The sequence below is a fragment of the Streptomyces sp. NBC_00237 genome (assembly GCF_026342435.1).
Taxonomy (GTDB): Bacteria; Actinomycetota; Actinomycetes; order Streptomycetales; family Streptomycetaceae; genus Streptomyces.
In genome coordinates this window covers 468,857-486,626 of the sequence record NZ_JAPEMT010000003.1, presented here as the reverse complement: position 1 = coordinate 486,626, position 17,770 = coordinate 468,857, and the positions used below count along the sequence as shown (strand labels likewise).

General features: G+C 71.5%; 15 protein-coding genes and 1 pseudogene. 15 read left to right on the top strand and 1 reads right to left on the bottom strand.

The window, feature by feature from the left end; translation table 11 throughout:
* Window positions 1–37 precede the first annotated feature (37 nt).
* Window positions 38–604: a peptidase inhibitor family I36 protein gene (locus OG897_RS29080; RefSeq protein WP_266661323.1), complete on the top strand. Its 567-nt coding sequence runs from the start codon at window positions 38–40 to the stop codon at window positions 602–604.
* 42 nt (window positions 605–646) lie between these two features.
* Here OG897_RS29080 and OG897_RS29075 read toward each other — a convergent pair whose 3' ends face one another.
* A complete protein-coding gene (locus OG897_RS29075; RefSeq protein ID WP_266661321.1) occupies window positions 647–892 on the bottom strand; it encodes a hypothetical protein in 246 nt (81 codons plus the stop codon).
* A gap of 222 nt (window positions 893–1,114) precedes the next feature.
* Here OG897_RS29075 and OG897_RS29070 point away from each other — a divergent pair, with 222 nt between their 5' ends.
* From OG897_RS29070 to OG897_RS29005, 14 genes and pseudogenes are all read left to right on the top strand, one after another.
* A complete protein-coding gene (locus OG897_RS29070) occupies window positions 1,115–2,305 on the top strand; it encodes a serine hydrolase (protein ID WP_266661320.1) in 1,191 nt (396 codons plus the stop codon).
* A gap of 387 nt (window positions 2,306–2,692) precedes the next feature.
* Window positions 2,693–4,231, top strand: coding sequence for an ATP-binding protein (locus OG897_RS29065; protein ID WP_266661318.1), 1,539 nt, complete (start codon window positions 2,693–2,695; stop codon window positions 4,229–4,231).
* Entirely contained in the window at window positions 4,228–4,656 is a 429-nt protein-coding gene (locus OG897_RS29060) for a roadblock/LC7 domain-containing protein (protein ID WP_266661316.1), read from the top strand. The genes OG897_RS29065 and OG897_RS29060 overlap by 4 nt, the downstream gene beginning before the upstream one ends.
* Window positions 4,653–5,012 (top strand): DUF742 domain-containing protein, encoded by a 360-nt coding sequence (locus tag OG897_RS29055; RefSeq protein WP_266661314.1) that lies wholly within the window; start codon window positions 4,653–4,655, stop codon window positions 5,010–5,012. The genes OG897_RS29060 and OG897_RS29055 overlap by 4 nt, the downstream gene beginning before the upstream one ends.
* Window positions 4,987–5,619 (top strand): ATP/GTP-binding protein, encoded by a 633-nt coding sequence (locus OG897_RS29050; protein WP_266661312.1) that lies wholly within the window; start codon window positions 4,987–4,989, stop codon window positions 5,617–5,619. Before OG897_RS29055 ends, OG897_RS29050 begins: the two co-directional genes overlap by 26 nt.
* Window positions 5,616–7,043, top strand: coding sequence for a cytochrome P450 (locus tag OG897_RS29045; RefSeq protein WP_266661310.1), 1,428 nt, complete (start codon window positions 5,616–5,618; stop codon window positions 7,041–7,043). The genes OG897_RS29050 and OG897_RS29045 overlap by 4 nt, the downstream gene beginning before the upstream one ends.
* Window positions 6,968–8,194, top strand: coding sequence for a cytochrome P450 (locus OG897_RS29040; protein WP_266661308.1), 1,227 nt, complete (start codon window positions 6,968–6,970; stop codon window positions 8,192–8,194). The genes OG897_RS29045 and OG897_RS29040 overlap by 76 nt, the downstream gene beginning before the upstream one ends.
* 208 nt (window positions 8,195–8,402) lie before the next feature.
* Window positions 8,403–9,221 carry an ABC transporter substrate-binding protein gene (locus tag OG897_RS29035; RefSeq protein WP_266661306.1) on the top strand — a complete coding sequence of 273 codons (819 nt, stop codon included), beginning with the start codon at window positions 8,403–8,405 and terminating at the stop codon, window positions 9,219–9,221.
* A 13-nt stretch (window positions 9,222–9,234) separates the two neighbouring features.
* Window positions 9,235–10,047, top strand: a complete 813-nt coding sequence (locus OG897_RS29030) for an amino acid ABC transporter permease (RefSeq protein ID WP_266661304.1) — start codon at window positions 9,235–9,237, stop codon at window positions 10,045–10,047.
* Complete coding sequence (locus OG897_RS29025) at window positions 10,044–10,889, top strand: amino acid ABC transporter ATP-binding protein (protein WP_323188113.1); 846 nt, start codon at window positions 10,044–10,046, stop codon at window positions 10,887–10,889. The genes OG897_RS29030 and OG897_RS29025 overlap by 4 nt, the downstream gene beginning before the upstream one ends.
* Window positions 10,890–11,071: 182 nt before the next feature.
* Window positions 11,072–13,777: a class III lanthionine synthetase LanKC gene (lanKC, locus tag OG897_RS29020; protein ID WP_266661302.1), complete on the top strand. Its 2,706-nt coding sequence runs from the start codon at window positions 11,072–11,074 to the stop codon at window positions 13,775–13,777.
* Between the two features lie 11 nt (window positions 13,778–13,788).
* Window positions 13,789–13,914: a SapB/AmfS family lanthipeptide gene (locus tag OG897_RS29015; protein WP_266661300.1), complete on the top strand. Its 126-nt coding sequence runs from the start codon at window positions 13,789–13,791 to the stop codon at window positions 13,912–13,914.
* 182 nt (window positions 13,915–14,096) lie between these two features.
* A complete protein-coding gene (locus tag OG897_RS29010) occupies window positions 14,097–15,869 on the top strand; it encodes an ABC transporter ATP-binding protein (protein ID WP_266661298.1) in 1,773 nt (590 codons plus the stop codon).
* A pseudogene (locus tag OG897_RS29005) lies at window positions 15,866–17,719 on the top strand (ATP-binding cassette domain-containing protein); the annotation flags it as partial. The gene OG897_RS29010 and the pseudogene OG897_RS29005, both read left to right, overlap by 4 nt.
* Between the last annotated feature and the right edge of the window lie 51 nt (window positions 17,720–17,770).

The window sequence follows — 17,770 nt, the reverse complement described above, 5'->3', positions numbered from 1 at the left end:
CCCACGTCAACTGTTCTCCGACTGGTAGGAGAAATCGATGTTGCGAAAGACGGCAGGGCTCTTAGGCGCCGCCGCAGTCCTCACGTTGGGGGCTACGGCTCCGGCCGGGGCTGAAACCGCACCGGCAAGCGGCGGGAAGTTCGCCGCGCAGGCCACGGCAGCCGGACTCGATGCGAGTCAGGCGGCCGCGTTGCAGAAGCGGGTGGGCAGCCGGATCGCCGAGGAGGGCGGTCGTCAGGTCTCAGCGAACCGGATAGCCCTGGACGGAGCCAGCATCCTGGTGGTCGTTCCGGGAGAGACGTACGCGCGTGACCTGGCTGGCGGCCAGAGCGAGGCCCAGGCGAAAGAGTGGAACTGCCCCGAGAAGTACTTCTGCATGTGGCGCGGTACCAACGCGACCGGCGAGCGGAAAGACCTGTACTACTGCCGGGACTACGGGCTGACCAACTGGACGGGCAACGGCTCCTGGTCCAACAACCAGGTAGGCAACGTACAGGCCGCGTTCAAGCGGCAGAACGGCACCGTCATCCACTGGTCGCTCCCCTCACCGAGCCACAACACGAATTACAACTGGGACCCGGTGTGGGCCGTGAAGCCCTGTTAATGCCGCCTACACCCGTACGGCCCGCACCTCCCAGGTGCGGGCTCACCGGCGGACCGTCGGTGGTACTGGCCGCACCGTCCAGCAGGGCCAGGACCGTTCGCGCTGCCCGAGGGTGACGGCCGTCCCGACGGCCCCGTCGGCGAGGTCCTGGCGACGTACACGCTCGTCGCCGAGCCGCTCGGCGACGGGGCCGACGGGCAGGGTTACCGGGCGGTCTTGGGAGGCTGCCACGAGGTGGGCCGGTGCGACGCGGACCGCCGCCTCCCAGCCACAGCTCGGGGCGTTCACAACTCCGCGCGTCGCGCTGTGCCTTCAGGCAGGTCGGCCGCGTTCACGGCTCGCCCGCCTCACGGACCCCGCCGGTCGTGCCGAATCCCGGCAGCGGCTGATTTCCCCGAGGGCGCTCAACCCTCCGCCGACCTCCTGCGGTCCTGTTGTGAAGGCGGTTCCGTCACGTTCACGGGAACCGCACACATCCCGCACGGCACGGACAGCGACGAGGAGCACGGCATGACGTTCACGACGTTTCGGAAGACCGCACGGGTCGGCGCGGTGGGTATCGCGGCGGCGGCGATGGCGGCCACCGCCTTCACCGCCCCCGCCCAGGCAACGCCGGACGCCGCACGCGGCGCGGCAGGTCACGAGGCGACCCGGCGCGCCATGGACGCCGAAGTGACGGCGGGCATCCCCGGCATCACGGCACAGGTGCGTGACGCGCACGGCGTGTGGAAGGCGACGTCGGGCGTCGGCGACCGGACCACCGGTGCGCCGCGCGGCAAGAACGACCGGTACCGGGTCGGCAGCATCACCAAGACGTTCGTGGCGACCGTCCTGCTCCAGTTGGAAGCCGAAGGGAAACTCGACCTCGACGACACCGTGGAGGACCACCTCCCCGGCCTGGTGCGGGGCAACGGCAACGACGGCAGCAAGATCACCGTGCGTCAGCTGCTCAGCCACACCAGCGGCTTGTTCGACTACCTGGCCGACGAGGAGTACGTCGCGACGTACCTGCGCGGCGAGGGGTATCTCAAGCACCGCTACGACACCTTGCCGCCCCTGAAGCACGTGAAGGTGGCGCTGTCCCACCCGCCGCTGTTCACGCCGGGGAAGGAGTTCTCGTACTCCAACACCAACTACATCCTGGCCGGGCTGATCCTGGAGAAGGCGGGCAAGCGGACGTACGAGGCACAGGTCCGCGACCGGATCATCAAGCCGCTGGGCCTGAAGGAAACGACCAATCCCGGCAACAGCATCCGCATCCCCCGCCCCAGCAGCCGCGCCTACTCCAAGCTGTTCGACGCACAGCCCGACCGGATCGACGACGTCACCGAGATGAACGGCTCGCAGGGCTGGGCCGACGGCGACATCATCTCCACCAACGGCGACCTGAACCGCTTCTACCGCGCCCTGATGCGCGGCCAACTGCTCCCGCCCCAGCAGCTCAAGGCCATGAAGACCACGGGCCCGTTCACCGGCAGCCCCACCATGTCGTACGGGCTCGGTCTCACGAAGACGCGGACGAGCTGCGGCATCACGCTCTGGGGCCACGGCGGCGGCATGGTCGGCTCGACCTCCCTGGCCGTGACCACGGAGGACGGCCGCCACCAGTTGGCGTACAACCGCAACGGAGACTGGAGCACGGGAGCCCCGGACGCCATCATGGAGGCCGAGTACTGCCCCACGAAGGCTCCCCGGAACTGAGCCCTCGGTAGCGGCAACGCCACGATGCCGTGTCCGAGGGCGGAGTCGCAGGCCGCGCAACTCTCCTCGGGGGAGCGGGCGTTGCTCGCCCGTCGGGCACGGCTCGGGCCGGGAGCCGGAAAACCCGGCCGGTCTGATCCTGACTACCCGTCAGATTGATCCATGACGTCAGAGAACCTCACAACGTGCCCTCTTTCCTTGCGTGTTGACCTGGGTGTCATGCCGTCATCGACCGGGCATCGCCGACGAAAACGCACCTTCCGCACTTCTCAACACCCACACGAGGAAAGACCTCACGGTCCGTCAACTCGCGGGTAGCATCGCACGATGATCGGCTCCGCTCCCGGCACCGGCCGATCGAAATCGTCCCCCCACCCGAGGATCTCGATGACCTCCATACCCGAGGCGCTGTTGTGGTGCCTCAGCGCAGGTACGGCTGCCGCCGTGGTTCTGACGGCAGCCGTGGCCCGCGCCCGGACGCACAGCGCCGACCTTCGACAACGCCTCGCCACGTCCGAGGCGCAGCACCTCGCCTCACAGCAGTCCAACAGCGAACTGACCGCCCGGCTAAGGGCCGTCGAGGCGGAGATCCAGCACCTCGCCGGCGCCCGGCTCCCCGATCTGTCGCAGGCGCTCGCCCACCCCCACGTGCCCGTGCGCGGCCTGCTCGACAACCGGTTCGCGGGCACCGGCACCGACCTCGCGCTCAGCGCCGTACTGGAGCAGACCGCCACCGCCGTGACCAAGGAACGCGAGCGGGTCGACGCGGCGGCACAGTCCACGCTGCGCGGCGCGACCACCACCATCCAGGCGCTGCTCTACCGGCTCCAGACCTCGCTCCAGGACATGCAGCACCGCTACGACGACCCGGGCGTCGCCCAGGACCTGCTGGCCGCCGACTTCCTCAACGAGCAGGCGCTGCGCCGCATCCAGGCCACCGGCGTGGTCTGCGGGGCCTGGCCGGGACTGACCCGGGAGGACTCCTACCTCGCGGAACTCGTCGTCGGGGCCTCCTCCCGACTGCGCGGATACGAACGGGTGCAGATCAGCAACCAGTTGCGCGACCCGGTCGCCGTGGTCGCCCGAGCCGTCGAACCGATCGCGATCACCGTGACCGAGCTGCTGGCCAACGCACTGCACCACTCGCACCACGGGCTGCCCGTCGCCGTGACCCTCCAGCAGGGCAACCGAGGCGCTTCGGTCATCATCGACGACTACGGCGTCGGCATGCACCCGGACGAACTCCGGCGCGCGGAGGAGCTGTTGTCCGGTGACGACGAGCTGCTGTTCACCCAGCTCGGCGACCCGCCCCGGTCGGGCTTCGCCGCCGCGGGCCGACTGGTGCGCCAGTACGGCTTCGGTGTGCACGTCGAGCCTTCGCCGTACGGCGGGGTGCGCGCCGTCGTGTACGTCCCGGGCGATCCTCTGCTGACCGTACTCGACGAGAACGTGCAGCCCATGTCCGTCATGGCGCCGCTGCCGCACCACTCCGGTGCGCCGGACCGCCCGCACACCCCGCTGCCGTCGCGCGCCGCGCAGGCGGCCCCGAGCGCCTCTTCGGCGGCGCAGGCACCTGCCGCACGGCGCGAGGCGGGCGCTGATACGCCCGTCCGCTCCCGCACGCGTGCCACGCAAGCCACGGATGCCACCGCCGGTGGGTCCCCCGGCGCTCCGGCCGATGCCGCAGCCGAAGGCGGACTTCCCCGCAGGCAGCGCCGCAGGCCCGCTGCGGAGGCCGAACAGAGCCTCCCGCGCGCCGAACCCGCCCCCGCGCGCACCCCGGAGGACAACGCCTCCCGCTGGGCCGCCCTCCAGCAGGGCACCGAGTCCGGCCGGGCCGCCGGACGGGCCGGGACGGAATCCGGGGAACAGCCTCCCGGCGACCCCCGGCCCCCTCGTCACCCCGAAGGGAACGCACTCTCATGAACAGCCCCGTACGCCGCCGCGTCACCGAGGACAAGTCCTGGGTGCTGGCCCCGCTCCTGGAGCTGCCGCACGTCACCCACGCCGCCGTGATCTCCGGCGACGGGTTCGTCGAGGGGGCCTCCCCCGGCCTTCGGCGCGAGGCGGCCGAGGGCGTCGCCGCGATGATGTCCGCGCTCCAGGGCGCCGGACGGGCGGTGACCGCGGCCTTCGCCGAGCAGGAGGACGCGACCCTGCGGCAGACCGTCATCGAGTCCGAGGAGGGCTGGGTCTTCGCGATCCCCGCAGGCCGCAACACCTGCCTCGCCGTGTTCGCGGCGCCCGAGGTGAACATGGGGGTCGTCGCCCATCACATGCAGGTCCAGGTGACCACCCTCGGCGCCAAGGTCATGAACAGCCCGGCTCGGGATCTCGGCAGCCCCGCATGACCCCGCGCCAGAGCAACAGGCGTCTGGTGCCTGCCTATCTGGCGACCGGTGGTCGCGCCACGCCCAGCCGCAACACGTTGGACAGGCTCTCGCTCCTGCGCGGTTCGGGAATGCCCGTCACCAGTGAGGTACGCCCTCAGGAGCACCGGGTCCTGGAACTCCTCGGGCCCGGGGCGCTGTCCCTGGCCGAGGTGGCGGCCCACCTGGGGCTGCCCGTCAGCGTGACGAAGGTGCTGGTGGCCGATCTCGTCGACGCCGGGCGGCTGTACGCCCGTGTCCCCATACCCGAAGCCGAACAGTTCGACCGGCAGATCCTGGAGAGGGTTCTCGATGGACTCCGCTCTCTCAAGTCCTAGCAACTCCGCTGCCGCAAGCCCGAGCACCGGCGGCATCTACCTCGCGAACGACGACCAGACCCTGGTCAAGCTGCTCGTCGCGGGCCCGTTCGGCGTCGGCAAGACCACCCTCATCCGGACGCTCTCCGAGACGCCGCCGCTGCACACCGAAGAGGTCATGACGCAGTCCGGCGCCGTCGTCGACGACCTCGCCGGGGTCCGCAACAAGACCACCACCACCGTCGCCATCGACTTCGGGCGGCTCACGCTCCCCGGCGACCTGGTGCTCTACCTGTTCGGCACCCCCGGCCAGAAGCGGTTCAGGCCGCTGTGGCAGGACATCGCACGGGGTGCCCTCGGTGCCCTGGTCCTCGCCGACACCCGTCGTCTCGCGGACTCCTTCGAGGTGATGGACATCGTCGAGGAGGCAGGACTGCGGTACGCGGTGGCCGTCAACACCTTCCCCGACTCCCCGCACCACGACGCCGAGAAGCTCCGCGAGGCCCTCGACCTGCACCCCGAGACGCCGCTCGTGCTGTGCGACGCCCGCGACCGGAACAGTTCCGTCGACGCGCTCATCGCCCTCGTCACCCACGTACTCGCCCATACGCCCCTGGAGAATCCTTGACCTCCCCCCACCCGCCGGGCGCGGCCCCGCCCCGGGGCTGCCCCGCGCACGCCCAGGGCACGGCCGACCCCTACGCCCTGCCGCAGCCGAGGCAGGACCGGGGCCCCGCCGGTCGTGGCGGCCATCCGCTCGACGGCGCCGACCTCGACACGCTCGTACGGCTCTACGACCCGGAGTTCGCCGCCGACCCGCACCGCTACTACGCACACCTGCGCCGGTACGGAGCCCTCGCACCGGTGGAGATCGCACCCGGTGTGACGGCGATGCTGGTCACCGACTACCGTGCCGCGCTGGAACTGCTCAACGACTCCGCCACCTGGTCCAAGGACTCGCGCGCCTGGATGGAGACGGTGCCGCCCGACTCGGCGGTCCTCCCGATGCTGGGCTGGCGGCCCAACGCCCTCTTCAACGACGGTGACGTGCACCGCCGTTACCGCCAGGTGATCACCGACAGCTTCCGGCTCGTCGAACCGCACGAACTGCGCGCCCGGGTGCGGCACGCGGCGGACACCCTCATCCAGGGCTTCGGCGCGAAGGGCATGGTCGACCTGGTCGCACAGTACGCCCAGTTGCTGCCGATGCTGATGTTCAACAACCTCTTCGGCATGCCCGACTCGTACGGCAGGCAACTGATCGCCGCCGTCGGCGGGTTGATGGACGGGGCCTCCCCCGAGGAGGCCACCAGCGCGAACGCCGCGTTCGAGGCGTACATCACCGAGATGGTCGCCACCAAGAAGGCGCGGCGCGGTCCGGACGTGACCTCGTGGTTCATGGACCACCCGCACGCCCTGTCCGACGAGGAGGTCATGCAGCAGATCGTGCTGACCATGGCGGCGGGCAACGAACCGCTCGCCAACCTCATCGGCAACGCGCTGTCCCGGATGCTCTCCGACGACCGCTACTACAGCACTCTCACGGGCGGCGCGCTCACCGCGCGCGACGCCATCGAGGAGGTGCTGTGGAACGACCCGCCGGTGGCCAACTACGCCGCGCACTACCCGCGCCGCGACGTGTTCTTCCACGGCACCTGGGTCAGGTCGGGGCAGCTCGTCCTGGTGTCCTACGCGGCGGCGAACACGCAGTCGGGAGCCGTCCTCCTCGAACAGGGCAACTCGGGCCGCGGAGCCCACCTCTCCTGGTCGGCGGGCCCCCACGCCTGCCCGGTGCAGCGGCACGCGCTGGTGATCGCCACCACCGCCATCGAGCGGCTCACCGCCTGGCTCTCCGACATCGAACTCGCTCTACCGGCTCAGCAGTTGGAGTGGCGGCCCGGCGGTTTCCAACGGGCTCTCTCGGCCCTTCCGGCCCGCTTCACCCCCATCACCCCCCACCAGACAGGAGCCACACCGTGGGACAGCAGCCCATCGCCATCGACCCGTCCGGATCCGACGTCCACGCCGAAGCGGCCCGCCTCCGCGACCTAGGCGACGCGACCCTCGTCCGACTGCCGGACGGCCCCGAAGCCTGGGCCGTCACCCGGCACGGCCTGCTCAAGGAACTCTTGACTGACCCGAGGGTCTCCAAGGACGCCCGGCAGCACTGGCCCGCCTGGCAGCGCGGCGAGTACCAGGACACCTGGCTGGCGACCTGGGTCGGCGTGAACAACATGTTCACGGCGTACGGAAGCGACCACCGGCGGCTGCGCAAACTGATCGCCCCGGCCTTCACGGCACGGCGCACCGACGCGATGCTGCCCTCCGTCGAGCGCATCGCCGCCGACCTCGTCGACCGGCTGGCGGCCACCCCCGCCGGAACCCCGGTCGATCTGCGCGCGGCCTTCTCCCACCCGCTGCCGATGCAGGTCATCTGCGACCTGTTCGGCATCCCCGAGGGCGGCGGCACCCGCACCGAGCTGGCCCGGATGTCGGAGATCATCATGACCTCCGTCGACCCGGAAGAAGCCGGCGGGGCCTACGCCGAAATCCAGGGGCTGCTGCGCGACCTCGCCGAGCTCAAGCGCCGGGAGCCCGCCGAGGACCTGACCAGCGTCCTGGTCACCGCGCGGGACGAGGACGGACAGCGGATGAGCGAGCAGGAGCTGATCGACACGCTCCTGCTGGTCCTGGTCGCGGGCCACGAGACCACCGTCAACCTCATAGGCAACGCGGTGCACGCCCTGCTCACCCACCCCGAGGACCTGGCCCTGGTGCTGGCCGGTGAGGTGTCCTGGAACGACGTCATCGAGGAGACCCTGCGCTGGGCGCCCAGCGTGGCCAACCTGCCGCTGCGGTACGCGGTCGAGGACATCGAGATCCCCGACGGGCCCACCATCCGCAAGGGCCAGGCGATCCTCGCCTCGTTCGCGGCCGCCGGACGCGATCCGCGCCAGCACGGGGACACGGCGGACGTGTTCGACGTACGGCGTCCGAGCCCCGAGCACCTGGCCTTCGGCCACGGCATCCACCGCTGCGTCGGCGCCCCGCTGGCCCGTATGGAGGCCCAGATCGCACTCCCGGCGCTCTTCGCCAGGTTCCCCGACCTCCGGCTCGCGGTCCTCCCGGAGTCCCTGGAACCGGCGGGCGGCTTCATCGTCGGGGGCCTGCGCGCGCTCCCGGTCCTGCTCACCAAGGACTGACCCGCGACGGCCGACCGGCCCCTCCCGCTCCCGTCGGCACGACCGGCGGGAGCGGGTACCGGCCGCACGGGAGACATCCGGCACCCGCGGTGGCAAGATCGGCGCAACGCACCCGCACCACACGCAACGCACGCGCACCACGACCGCACCACGATTCCGTTCGGCTCGCCCCCTGGGGCATGGGCCGAACCCCTCGTCTGGAGGCGTCTTGTCCGCTCGCACCGTGCTGCCCCTCGTCAAAACCGTCACGACCGTCACCGCCCTCACCGCCCTCGTCCTGGTGACCACCGGCTGTACGAGCACCAAGACCGCCGGTTCCGGCGGCGGTTCGCAGATCTCCCTCGTGACCGAGGGCAAGCTCACCACCTGCACTCATCTGCCGTACGAACCCTTCCAGTTCCGCAAGGGCAACGAAGTGGTCGGCTTCGACGTCGACATCGTCGATCTGGTCGCCAAGGACCTCAAGGTCACCCAGGAGATCGTCGACACCCCCTTCGAGGGCATCCAGACCGGCGAGGACCTGAACGCGGGCAAGTGCGACCTGGCGGCAGCCGGGATGACCATCACGCCGGTGCGCGAGCAGAACCTCGACTTCTCCGGGCCGTACTTCGACGCCACCCAGGCCCTGATCGCCAAGAAGGGCTCCCCCTACATCTCCCTCGCGAGCCTGAAGGGAAAGAAGCTGGGCGTCCAGCAGGGCACGACGGGCGAGACGTACGCGAAGAAGAACGGCGCGGGCGTCGAGACGGTGCAGTTCGAGGACGTGGCGCTGCTGCTCACCGCCGTGAAGACGGGGCAGGTGGACGCCGCGATCAACGACAACGGCGTCCTCTTCGAATACGTCCGCAAGAACGCCGACACGGCGGTCACCGCCGAGTTCGACACGGGCGAGAAGTACGGGATAGCCGTCCGGACCGGCAACACGGCCCTGCGCAAGAAGATCGACGAGGTCGTCAAGGCCGCGCGGGCCGACGGCCGTTACGACGCCCTCTACAAGAAGTGGTTCCCCGCCGCTCCCAAGAAGTGAGGAACCCCAGCTGATGACTGTGTCCCAACAGTCCCGACTGTCACGGCTGTCCCGACGACAACGGACCCGGGCGGTACGGGGATTTCAGTACGCCGTGCTGCTCGTCGTGGCACTCGTGGTCGCGCTGGCCGCCGACTGGGGCGAGATCCGGCGCGCCTTCTTCGACGTCGAGGTCGCCAAGGCCCAGTTCCCCGACATCATCACCACCGCGCTGGTCAACACCGTCCTCTACACCCTGCTCGGCTTCGGCTTCGGCCTGGCGCTCGGGCTGCTGCTCGCGCTGATGCGGCTCTCGAAGGTGCCGCCGTACCGCTGGCTGGCCGTCGCGTACATCGAGTTCTTCCGAGGGGTGCCCGCGCTCCTGGTCTTCATCGCGCTGGGCTTCGGCGTCCCGCTGGCCTTCCAGCTCTCGCTCAACCAGTACGTGACGGTCATGCTGGCGCTCGGCCTGGTCGGCGCCGCGTACATGGCGGAGACGATCAGGGCGGGCATCCTGGCGGTGCCCAAGGGGCAGACCGAGGCGGCCCGTTCGCTCGGGATGTCGCAGGGCAGGGCGATGGTCTCCATCGTCATCCCGCAGGCGCTGCGCATCGTACTGCCGCCGCTCACCAACGAGTTGATCCTGCTGACCAAGGACTCGTCGCTGGTCTATCTGCTGGGGCTTTCGCTGTCCCAGTACGAACTGGCGAAGTTCGGCAGGGACGCGCTGAACCAGAACCGCAGTCTGACCCCGATCCTGATCGCCGGACTCTGCTACCTGGTGATCACCCTGCCGCTGGGCCATCTCGTCCGGCGGCTCGAAGCACGTACGTCAAGGGCGAGGTGAGCGAGGTGGAGAACTCTCCGGCCGCACGAAGGGTGCCGGACGCGCCCGCGATCGAAGTGCGCGACCTGCACAAGTCGTTCGGCCCGCTGGAAGTGCTCTCGGGCATCGACTTCACCGTCGCGTACGGCGAGGTGGTCTGCGTCATCGGCCCCTCGGGCTCCGGGAAGTCCACGCTGCTGCGCTGCGTGAACCTGCTGGAGGAGCCGACCTCCGGCACGGTCCGGGTGGCGGGCGACGAAGTCACCGACCCGGACGTCGACATCGACCGGGTGCGCCGTGGCATCGGCATGGTCTTCCAGTCCTTCAACCTCTTCCCGCACCTGACGGCCCTGGAGAACCTGACGCTCCCTCAACGCCGGGTGCTGGGAAGGGACAAGGCGGAGGCCAACCGGATCGGCCGGGAACGCCTGGCCCGGGTCGGCCTCACCGACAAGGAGGCCGTCTACCCGGCGAAGCTCTCCGGCGGCCAGCAGCAGCGCGTCGCCATCGCCCGCGCGCTGGCGATGGACCCCCGGCTGATGCTCTTCGACGAGCCGACCTCGGCGCTCGACCCCGAGCTGGTCGGCGACGTACTGGCGGTGATGCGCTCGCTGGCCGACGAGGGGATGACCATGCTCGTGGTCACGCACGAGATGAGCTTCGCCAGGGAGGTCGCGGACCGGGTCGTCTTCATGGACGGCGGAGTCATCGTCGAGGAAGGCACGCCGGACCAGGTGATCGGCTCCCCGAGCCACGCCCGAACCCGCTCCTTCCTCGCCCGCCTCCTCGACCCGGCAGCGGCGGGCCTGGGCGAGGACGGAACGGGAGGGGGGTCACCGGGAACCCGGACCCCTCGGCCGTAGCACTCCGTGATTCACCCATCACGAAGCCCGCCGGAGCGACCGCACTCGCACAACACCCTTTGGTTACTTGTGAGTTGTGCACGGTCGGCTGGTGACAGTTGTGACTGCCGGGCTCCGCTTCCTCGTGACAGATTCGTCACCGTCAGCAAGGCGAGAGGGCGGGCGAGGGTGAGGGAGAGCGCGTGAACAAGGGGTATGCCGTGTTCTGCGACACGGACCGGCACTTCTACGACGCGCCGCACCGGATGAGCACCGAGGCGCAGGGCGGCAGGGGCTCCCTGTACGCGGCGGCCACTCTGCCCGTGCCCGAAGGCTGGCAGCGGCACCGGTCGGGCGACTGGCTCGCACTGCGGCCCGTGGAGGCCCAACTGCCCTTCCAGGGCTGGAAGATCCACGTGTCGGCCACGCTGGACAACGCCGAGTCGGTGCTGGAGCAGGTCATGGCGTACTGCCTGCCGCGCTCCATCGCCTTCAAGTTCGTGCCCAGCCGGTACCTGCTGCACAACCGCAACGCCAAGTACGCGGACCGCGCGGCCAGCGGCAAGTTCATCACCGTCTACCCAACCGACGACGAGCAGTGCCGGAGCATCGCCACCGACCTGGACGCGGCCCTCGCCGGATCGCAGGGTCCGTACGTTCTCAGCGACCTGCGCTGGGGCGAGGGGCCGGTGTACCTGCGGTACGGCAGCTTCACCCGGCGGGACTGCTACGACGAGAACGGCGAGCAGCAACCGGCCCTGGAGAACGCCGACGGAGTCCTCGTGCCCGACCTGCGCGGGCCCGCCTTCCGGATACCGGAGTGGGTCGAGACCCCCGCGTGGCTGCGGCCGCACCTCGACGCGCGGAGCTCCGCGACCGTCGCCGACATGCCGTACGTGATCGAGAAGGCGCTGCACTTCTCCAACGGCGGCGGGGTGTACGTCGGCAAGGACCGCAGGTCAGGAGCCAAGGTGGTCCTCAAGGAGGCCAGGCCGCATGCGGGGCTCGCGGCCGACGGGGCGGACGCGGTGGCCCGGCTGAAGCGCGAACAGGACGCACTGGAGCTGCTGTCCGGGCTCGGCTGTACGCCCGAGGTGCTGGACTCCTTCGTCCTGGGCGACCACCACTTCCTGGTCCTCGAATTCGTCGAGGGCAAGCCGCTCAACTCCTTCTTCGCCCGCCGCCATCCGCTGATCGAGGCCGATCCGGGGCCCGAGCGGCTCGCCGAGTACACGGCGTGGGCGCTGCGCATCCACGCGCTGGTGACGGAGGCGGTGGCCAAGATCCATGCGCGCGGTGTGGTCTTCAACGACCTGCATCTGTTCAACATCATGGTGTCCGAGGACGAGTCCTCGGTGACGCTCCTCGACTTCGAGGCCGCGGCGCCCGCCGCAGAGAACCGGCGGCAGACGGTCGCCAACCCGGCGTTCGTGGCGCCCGCCGACCGGCGCGGCTTCGACGTGGACCGGTACGCGCTGGCCTGTCTGCGGCTCTCGCTGTTCATACCGCTGACCAGCCTGCTCGCACTGGACCGTACGAAGTCGGCCCATCTGGCCACGATCGCGGCCCGGCAGTTCCCGGTCGCTGAATCCTTCCTGCGGGAGGCGGTCGAGGAGATACTGCGCGATCCGCAGGCACCGGCGGGCGCAGCGAGCACGGCGGGCATCAAGGGCACCAAGGGCCTGACAGACCCGACGAGCGCCGTGAGCGCGGAATCGTATCTCCCCGTTGCCCCCGGCGACTGGCCGCGCAGCCGGGACTCCCTCGCGGAAGCCATCCTGGCCACGGCGACGCCCGGCCGCGAGGACCGGTGTTTCCCCGGCGACATCGCCCAGTTCGCCACCGAGGGCGGCGGCCAGAGCTTCGGGTACGGCACGGCCGGGGTGCTGTACGCACTGGCCGAGAGCGGTGCCCCTCGCTCCGCTGCGGGCGAGGAGTGGCTGCTGAGTCGTACCAAGGAGCCGGAATCCGGCACTCCGCTCGGCTTCTACGACGGTCTTGCGGGCGTCGCCTGGACGCTGGAGGGCCTCGGCCACCGCGCCCGCGCCCTGGAGCTCACCGAACTCGCCCTCGCCCAGCCGTGGCAGGAACTCGGCCCCGACCTGCACAGCGGCCTCGCAGGCTTCGGCCTCGCCCTCGACGCCCTCGGTGCGGCGACCGGCGAAAGCGCCCTGCACGAAGCGGCGCTGCGCTGCGCGGAACTGGTCGCACGGCCGCACGGCGCGGCACCCGGCGGCAGGGCGCCGCGCGCCGGACTCCTGTACGGGGCTTCCGGAGGCGCCCTCCTCTTCCTGCGGCTGTACGAGCGCACGGGGGACGCCGCCCTGCTGGACCTGGCATCCGACGCGCTGCGTCGGGACCTCGACCGGTGCGTGCGCAGTGCGAGCGGCACCCTCCAGGTCGACGAGGGCTGGCGCACGATGCCCTACCTCGGGGCGGGCAGCGTCGGCATCGGGATGGTGCTCGACGACTACCTCGCGCACCGGCCGGACCCCGACCCGGACGGCGACTTCGAGCGGGCCCGCCGGGACATCGTGGCCGCCGCGCAGGCCACCTTCTACGCGCAGCCCGGACTGTTCCGGGGCGCCGCCGGCATGGTGCTGCACCTGAGCCGCACGACGACCGGCGGCCCCGGCACCGGACCCGCCGACGTACGGCGCCAGATCGACGCGCTCGCCTGGCACGCGGTGCCCCACCGGGGGCATCTCGCCTTCCCCGGCGAGCAGATGATGCGCCTTTCCATGGACCTCGCGACCGGCTCCGCCGGTTGCCTGCTGGCACTCGCTGCCGCCTCCGGTCGTCCGACCGTCGACGGCCGGTCCGCGCAGCTGCCCTTCCTGCCGCCTCCCCCGGCGGCCCACGAACCGGCCCCTTCCGGGGTCGTACCGCAAGACGACCGTCCCCAATGAAAGGAAATGTCATGAGCATTCTTGACCTCCAGTCGATGGAGACCCCGCAGGAAGAGACCATGGGCGGCGGGGGTGGCAGCCGCGCGAGCCTGCTGCTCTGTGGCGACAGCAGCCTGAGCCTCACCACCTGTAACTGACGTCGGCACTGACGCCGTCAGCGGTTCGGGGCCCCGGGCGGAGCTTCTCCGCCCGGGGCCCTCGCCACGTCGGGCCCCGTACACGTCAGGCCCGGTACACGCCGGGCCGGGCCCGCGCACGGCCCGGACGGCGCTCGACCCGGACCACACACGCGTACGTACGAGGGAGTGGGACGCCACCTGTGACGACCCGGACCCGCAAACACCTGACCTCCCCGGCCGACCGGCTGCTGCTGGCCGTGGCCCGGCACACCAGGGGCCGCGCGACGGGTGTGTTCACCGCGTCCGCGCTCGCGGCCTGCGCTGCTGTCGCACTGCCCGCCGTCGTCGGGCGCACCCTGGACCTGCTGCTCGCACGCGATCCCGAGGCCAAGGGCTGGCTGGTGCTGTGCGTCGTCCTGGTGGTCGCCGAAGTGCTGCTGGAGGCCGCCGAAGCCCTGTTCACCGGGACGGCTCAGGCCAGGTCGACCGCGTGGCTGCGCACCTTCGGCATGGCACGACTGCTGGGTTCGGCTCCCGGGAACGCCGCCCGCTTCTCCCCCGGCGACACCGCGACCAGACTGTCGGTCAACGCGACCGAGGCCGGTGCCGCGCCGGGTGCCGCCGCCGGTCTGGCAGCGGCACTGATCGCCCCGACCGGCGGTCTCGTCGCGCTGGCCCTCGTCGATCCGTGGTGCGCGCTGGCGTTCGCGGCGGGCCTGCCGCTGCTGCTGCTGGTGCTGCGCGCCTTCGCCGTCGGGACGTCCGACAGCGTCGCCCGCTACCAGCAGGTCCAGTCCTCTCTGGCGTCGCTGCTGACCGAGGCGCTGGCCGGGGCGCGCAGCATCGCCGCCGCGGGCAGCGTGGACCGTGAGCGCTCCCGGATCCTGGCACCGCTGCCCGAACTGGGAGTCCAGGGAGCCCGCATGTGGACCGTGCACGGCCGCGCCGTGGCGCGCAGCGGTGTCCTCCTTCCCCTCCTCACGACCGCGGTGACGCTGGTGGGTGGACTGGGCGTGGTGTCGGGCCGGATGAGCGTCGGCGAACTCCTCGCCGCCTCCCGGTACGCGGCCCTGGCCGCCGGGGTCGGCACGGTGGCCGGGCTCCTCGGCTCCCTGGTCCGCAGCCGCACGGCGGCCCGCCGCCTGTCGGCGGTCCTCGCGCTGCCCGGCCTCGCCCACGGCGGCCTTCGGCTGCCGCCGGGCGGCCCCGGCACCTTGGAACTGCGCGACGTCTCGGTCGCGCACGACGGAAAGTCCCTGCTCAGCGGGGTGTCGCTGGTGCTCCCCGGCGGTACGACCACCGCCGTGGTCGGTCGCAGCGGCTCCGGCAAGTCGACCCTGGCGGCGGTCGCGGGGCGGCTGCGCGACCCGGATGCGGGGACCGTACTCCTGGACGGCGTACCGCTCAGGGAACTCGAAGCCGATCAGCTCCGCTCCGAGGTGGGGTACGCGTTCGAGCGCCCGGCGCTCTTCGGGGCCACCCTCGCCGACGCGCTGGCCTCGGGTGCGCGCACCGCGTCGCCCGCCGAGGTGCGGGCGGCGGCGCGGGCGGCCGGTGCGGACGACTTCGTACGGCTGCTGCCGCAGGGGTACGACACGGCCCCCGGCGAAGCACCGCTCTCCGGCGGGGAGTTCCAACGCCTGGGCCTGGCAAGGGCGTTCGCGCACGCGGGCAGGCTCCTCATCCTCGACGACGCGACCTCCAGCCTGGACACGGCGACCGAGCGGCGCGTCGAGGAGGCACTCGCCCACGACGTGGGCCCCGGAACCCGGCTGTGCGTCGCGCACCGGCTCTCCTCCGCCGCGCGCGCGGACCTGGTCGTCTGGCTGGACGAGGGGCGGATACGGGCGGTGGGGCCGCACCGCGAACTGTGGCGCCAGAGCGCCTACCGCGCGGTGTTCGCCGCAGACCCGGCCTCGGCCCCTCAGCGGGGGGACGCGTCGCTGGCCCCCTCGACGGGGGACGTGTCATGAGGGCGGGCTGGAGCGGGGCGGCCGCACGGGGGGCTGCCGGGCACGAGGGCGCTCGGAACGGCGGCGCACGGAGCGAAGGCGTCCGCGCCTGGCTGTGGCGGGACGGCCGGAGGTTTCTCGCGCGGCGCAAGGGGGTGGTGGGGCGGATCGCGGCGTGGTCGCTGGTGGAGTCCGCCCAGACCTTCCTGGGCGGCTACTGCCTGGCGCAGGCGCTCGACCGGGGCTTCCTCGTGGGACGGGCGGGAGTCGGTGCGGCATGGCTGGCGCTCGCCGCGCTGGCGATCCTGGCGGGCGGGCCGGTGACGCGCGGCGTCTTCACCCAACTCGCCCTGCTGGTCGAGCCGTTCAGGGACGCCCTGGTACGGCGTGCGGTGGATCAGGCACTCCACCACGCCGTCGCGGGGCGCGACGGCGCGGACATCGAGGCACCCGGGGCGCGTCCCCGTACGACAGGTGCGTCCGGCAGTGCTGTCTCCCGGCTTTCCCAGCAGAGCGAGATCGCCCGGGACAGCTTCGCCGGGCTGGTGCTCACGGCGCGGTCGTTCGTCTTCACGGCCGCGGGCGCGCTGGCCGGAATGTTCGTACTGGCACCGGAGTTGCTGCTGGTCACCACCCCTCCCCTGGTGCTCGGACTCGGGCTCTTCCTGGCCACCTTGCGGCCGATGGCGGGAGCCCAGCGGGCCGCCCTGGATGCGGAGGAGGAGTTCACCGACCGTGCGCGTACGACCGCCGCCGGATTGCGTGACGTGGTGGCCTGCGGTGTCCAGGCGGAGGTGGGTGCGTACGGCACGGAGTCCGCACGGGCGGCGGAGCGGGCGGCGGGCGTGCTGGCGCGCTGGGCGGCGGTGCGGTCACTGGCGCTGGGCATGGCGGGTCAACTGCCTCCCCTGCTCCTGCTGTTGGCGGTTCCGTGGTTGCTGGACCGGGGCCTCACCGCAGGCACGCTCACGGGTGCGCTGACGTACCTCGTGCAGTCGCTGCTGCCCGCCCTGCACACGCTCATGACGGCACTGGGAGCGGCGGGCACGCGACTGCTGGTGGTGCTGGACAGGTTCGCCCCCGCTCGCGGGAGCGACGGTAACCGTGCGGCCGACGCCCCGGCCCGCACCGCAGTCGAACCCGCCCCCCCACCTCCCGCTCGCCTCCGACCCCCGGCCGCCGAACTCCGTGACGTCACCCTCGCCTACGGGCCCGGCGCGCGCCCCGTCCTGGACGGCCTGCACCTGACCGTCGGTCACGGGGAACACCTGGCGGTGGTGGGCCCCAGCGGCATCGGCAAGTCCACGCTGACCAACGTCCTCGCGGGACTGCTGACACCCGACCGGGGCACGGCCCTCCTCGGCGGGCGTCCCGTCCGCGACCGTACTCCCGCCGAACTGGCGCGGTGGCGTGCGCTCGTTCCCCAGGAGGCGTACGTCTTCACCGCCGGCCTCCGCGACAACCTCACCCACCTGCGCCCCGACGCGACGGACACCGAGCTCGCGGAGGCCGTCGCCGCACTGGGTCTCGGGCCGCTGGTGGCTCGGCTCGGCGGCCTCGACGCCACCCTCGTACCGTCGCAACTCTCCCAGGGAGAGGCGCAGTTGCTCACGCTGGCCCGCGCCTTCCTGTCGCCCGCCCCGCTCCTCGTTCTGGACGAGGCGACCTGTCACCTGGACCAGGAGTCGGAGGAGAGGGCCGAACGTGCCCTGGCGCAACGGCCGGGAGCGCTGGTCGTGGTGGCGCACCGGATGTCGTCCGCCCTGCGTGCGGACCGGGTCCTGGTACTGGACGGCGTACGGGCGGACTGCGGGACGCACCGGGAGCTGCTGGAGCGGTCCGCCCTCTACCGGGACCTGACGGGACACTGGCGGGAGGGACCACGGGAGCGGCCCCCGTCCGCTTCCGGGCCGGACGGGCCC

Bases quoted from the DNA above. Each gene is read 5' to 3' on its own strand.
- OG897_RS29050 (WP_266661312.1), top strand. From the start codon at position 4,987: ATGGACTCCGCTCTCTCAAGTCCTAGCAACTCCGCTGCCGCAAGCCCG.
- OG897_RS29060 (WP_266661316.1), top strand. From the start codon at position 4,228: ATGAACAGCCCCGTACGCCGCCGCGTCACCGAGGACAAGTCCTGGGTG.
- OG897_RS29055 (WP_266661314.1), top strand. From the start codon at position 4,653: ATGACCCCGCGCCAGAGCAACAGGCGTCTGGTGCCTGCCTATCTGGCG.
- OG897_RS29015 (WP_266661300.1), top strand. From the start codon at position 13,789: ATGAGCATTCTTGACCTCCAGTCGATGGAGACCCCGCAGGAAGAGACC.
- OG897_RS29065 (WP_266661318.1), top strand. From the start codon at position 2,693: ATGACCTCCATACCCGAGGCGCTGTTGTGGTGCCTCAGCGCAGGTACG.
- OG897_RS29080 (WP_266661323.1), top strand. From the start codon at position 38: ATGTTGCGAAAGACGGCAGGGCTCTTAGGCGCCGCCGCAGTCCTCACG.
- OG897_RS29070 (WP_266661320.1), top strand. From the start codon at position 1,115: ATGACGTTCACGACGTTTCGGAAGACCGCACGGGTCGGCGCGGTGGGT.
- OG897_RS29030 (WP_266661304.1), top strand. From the start codon at position 9,235: ATGACTGTGTCCCAACAGTCCCGACTGTCACGGCTGTCCCGACGACAA.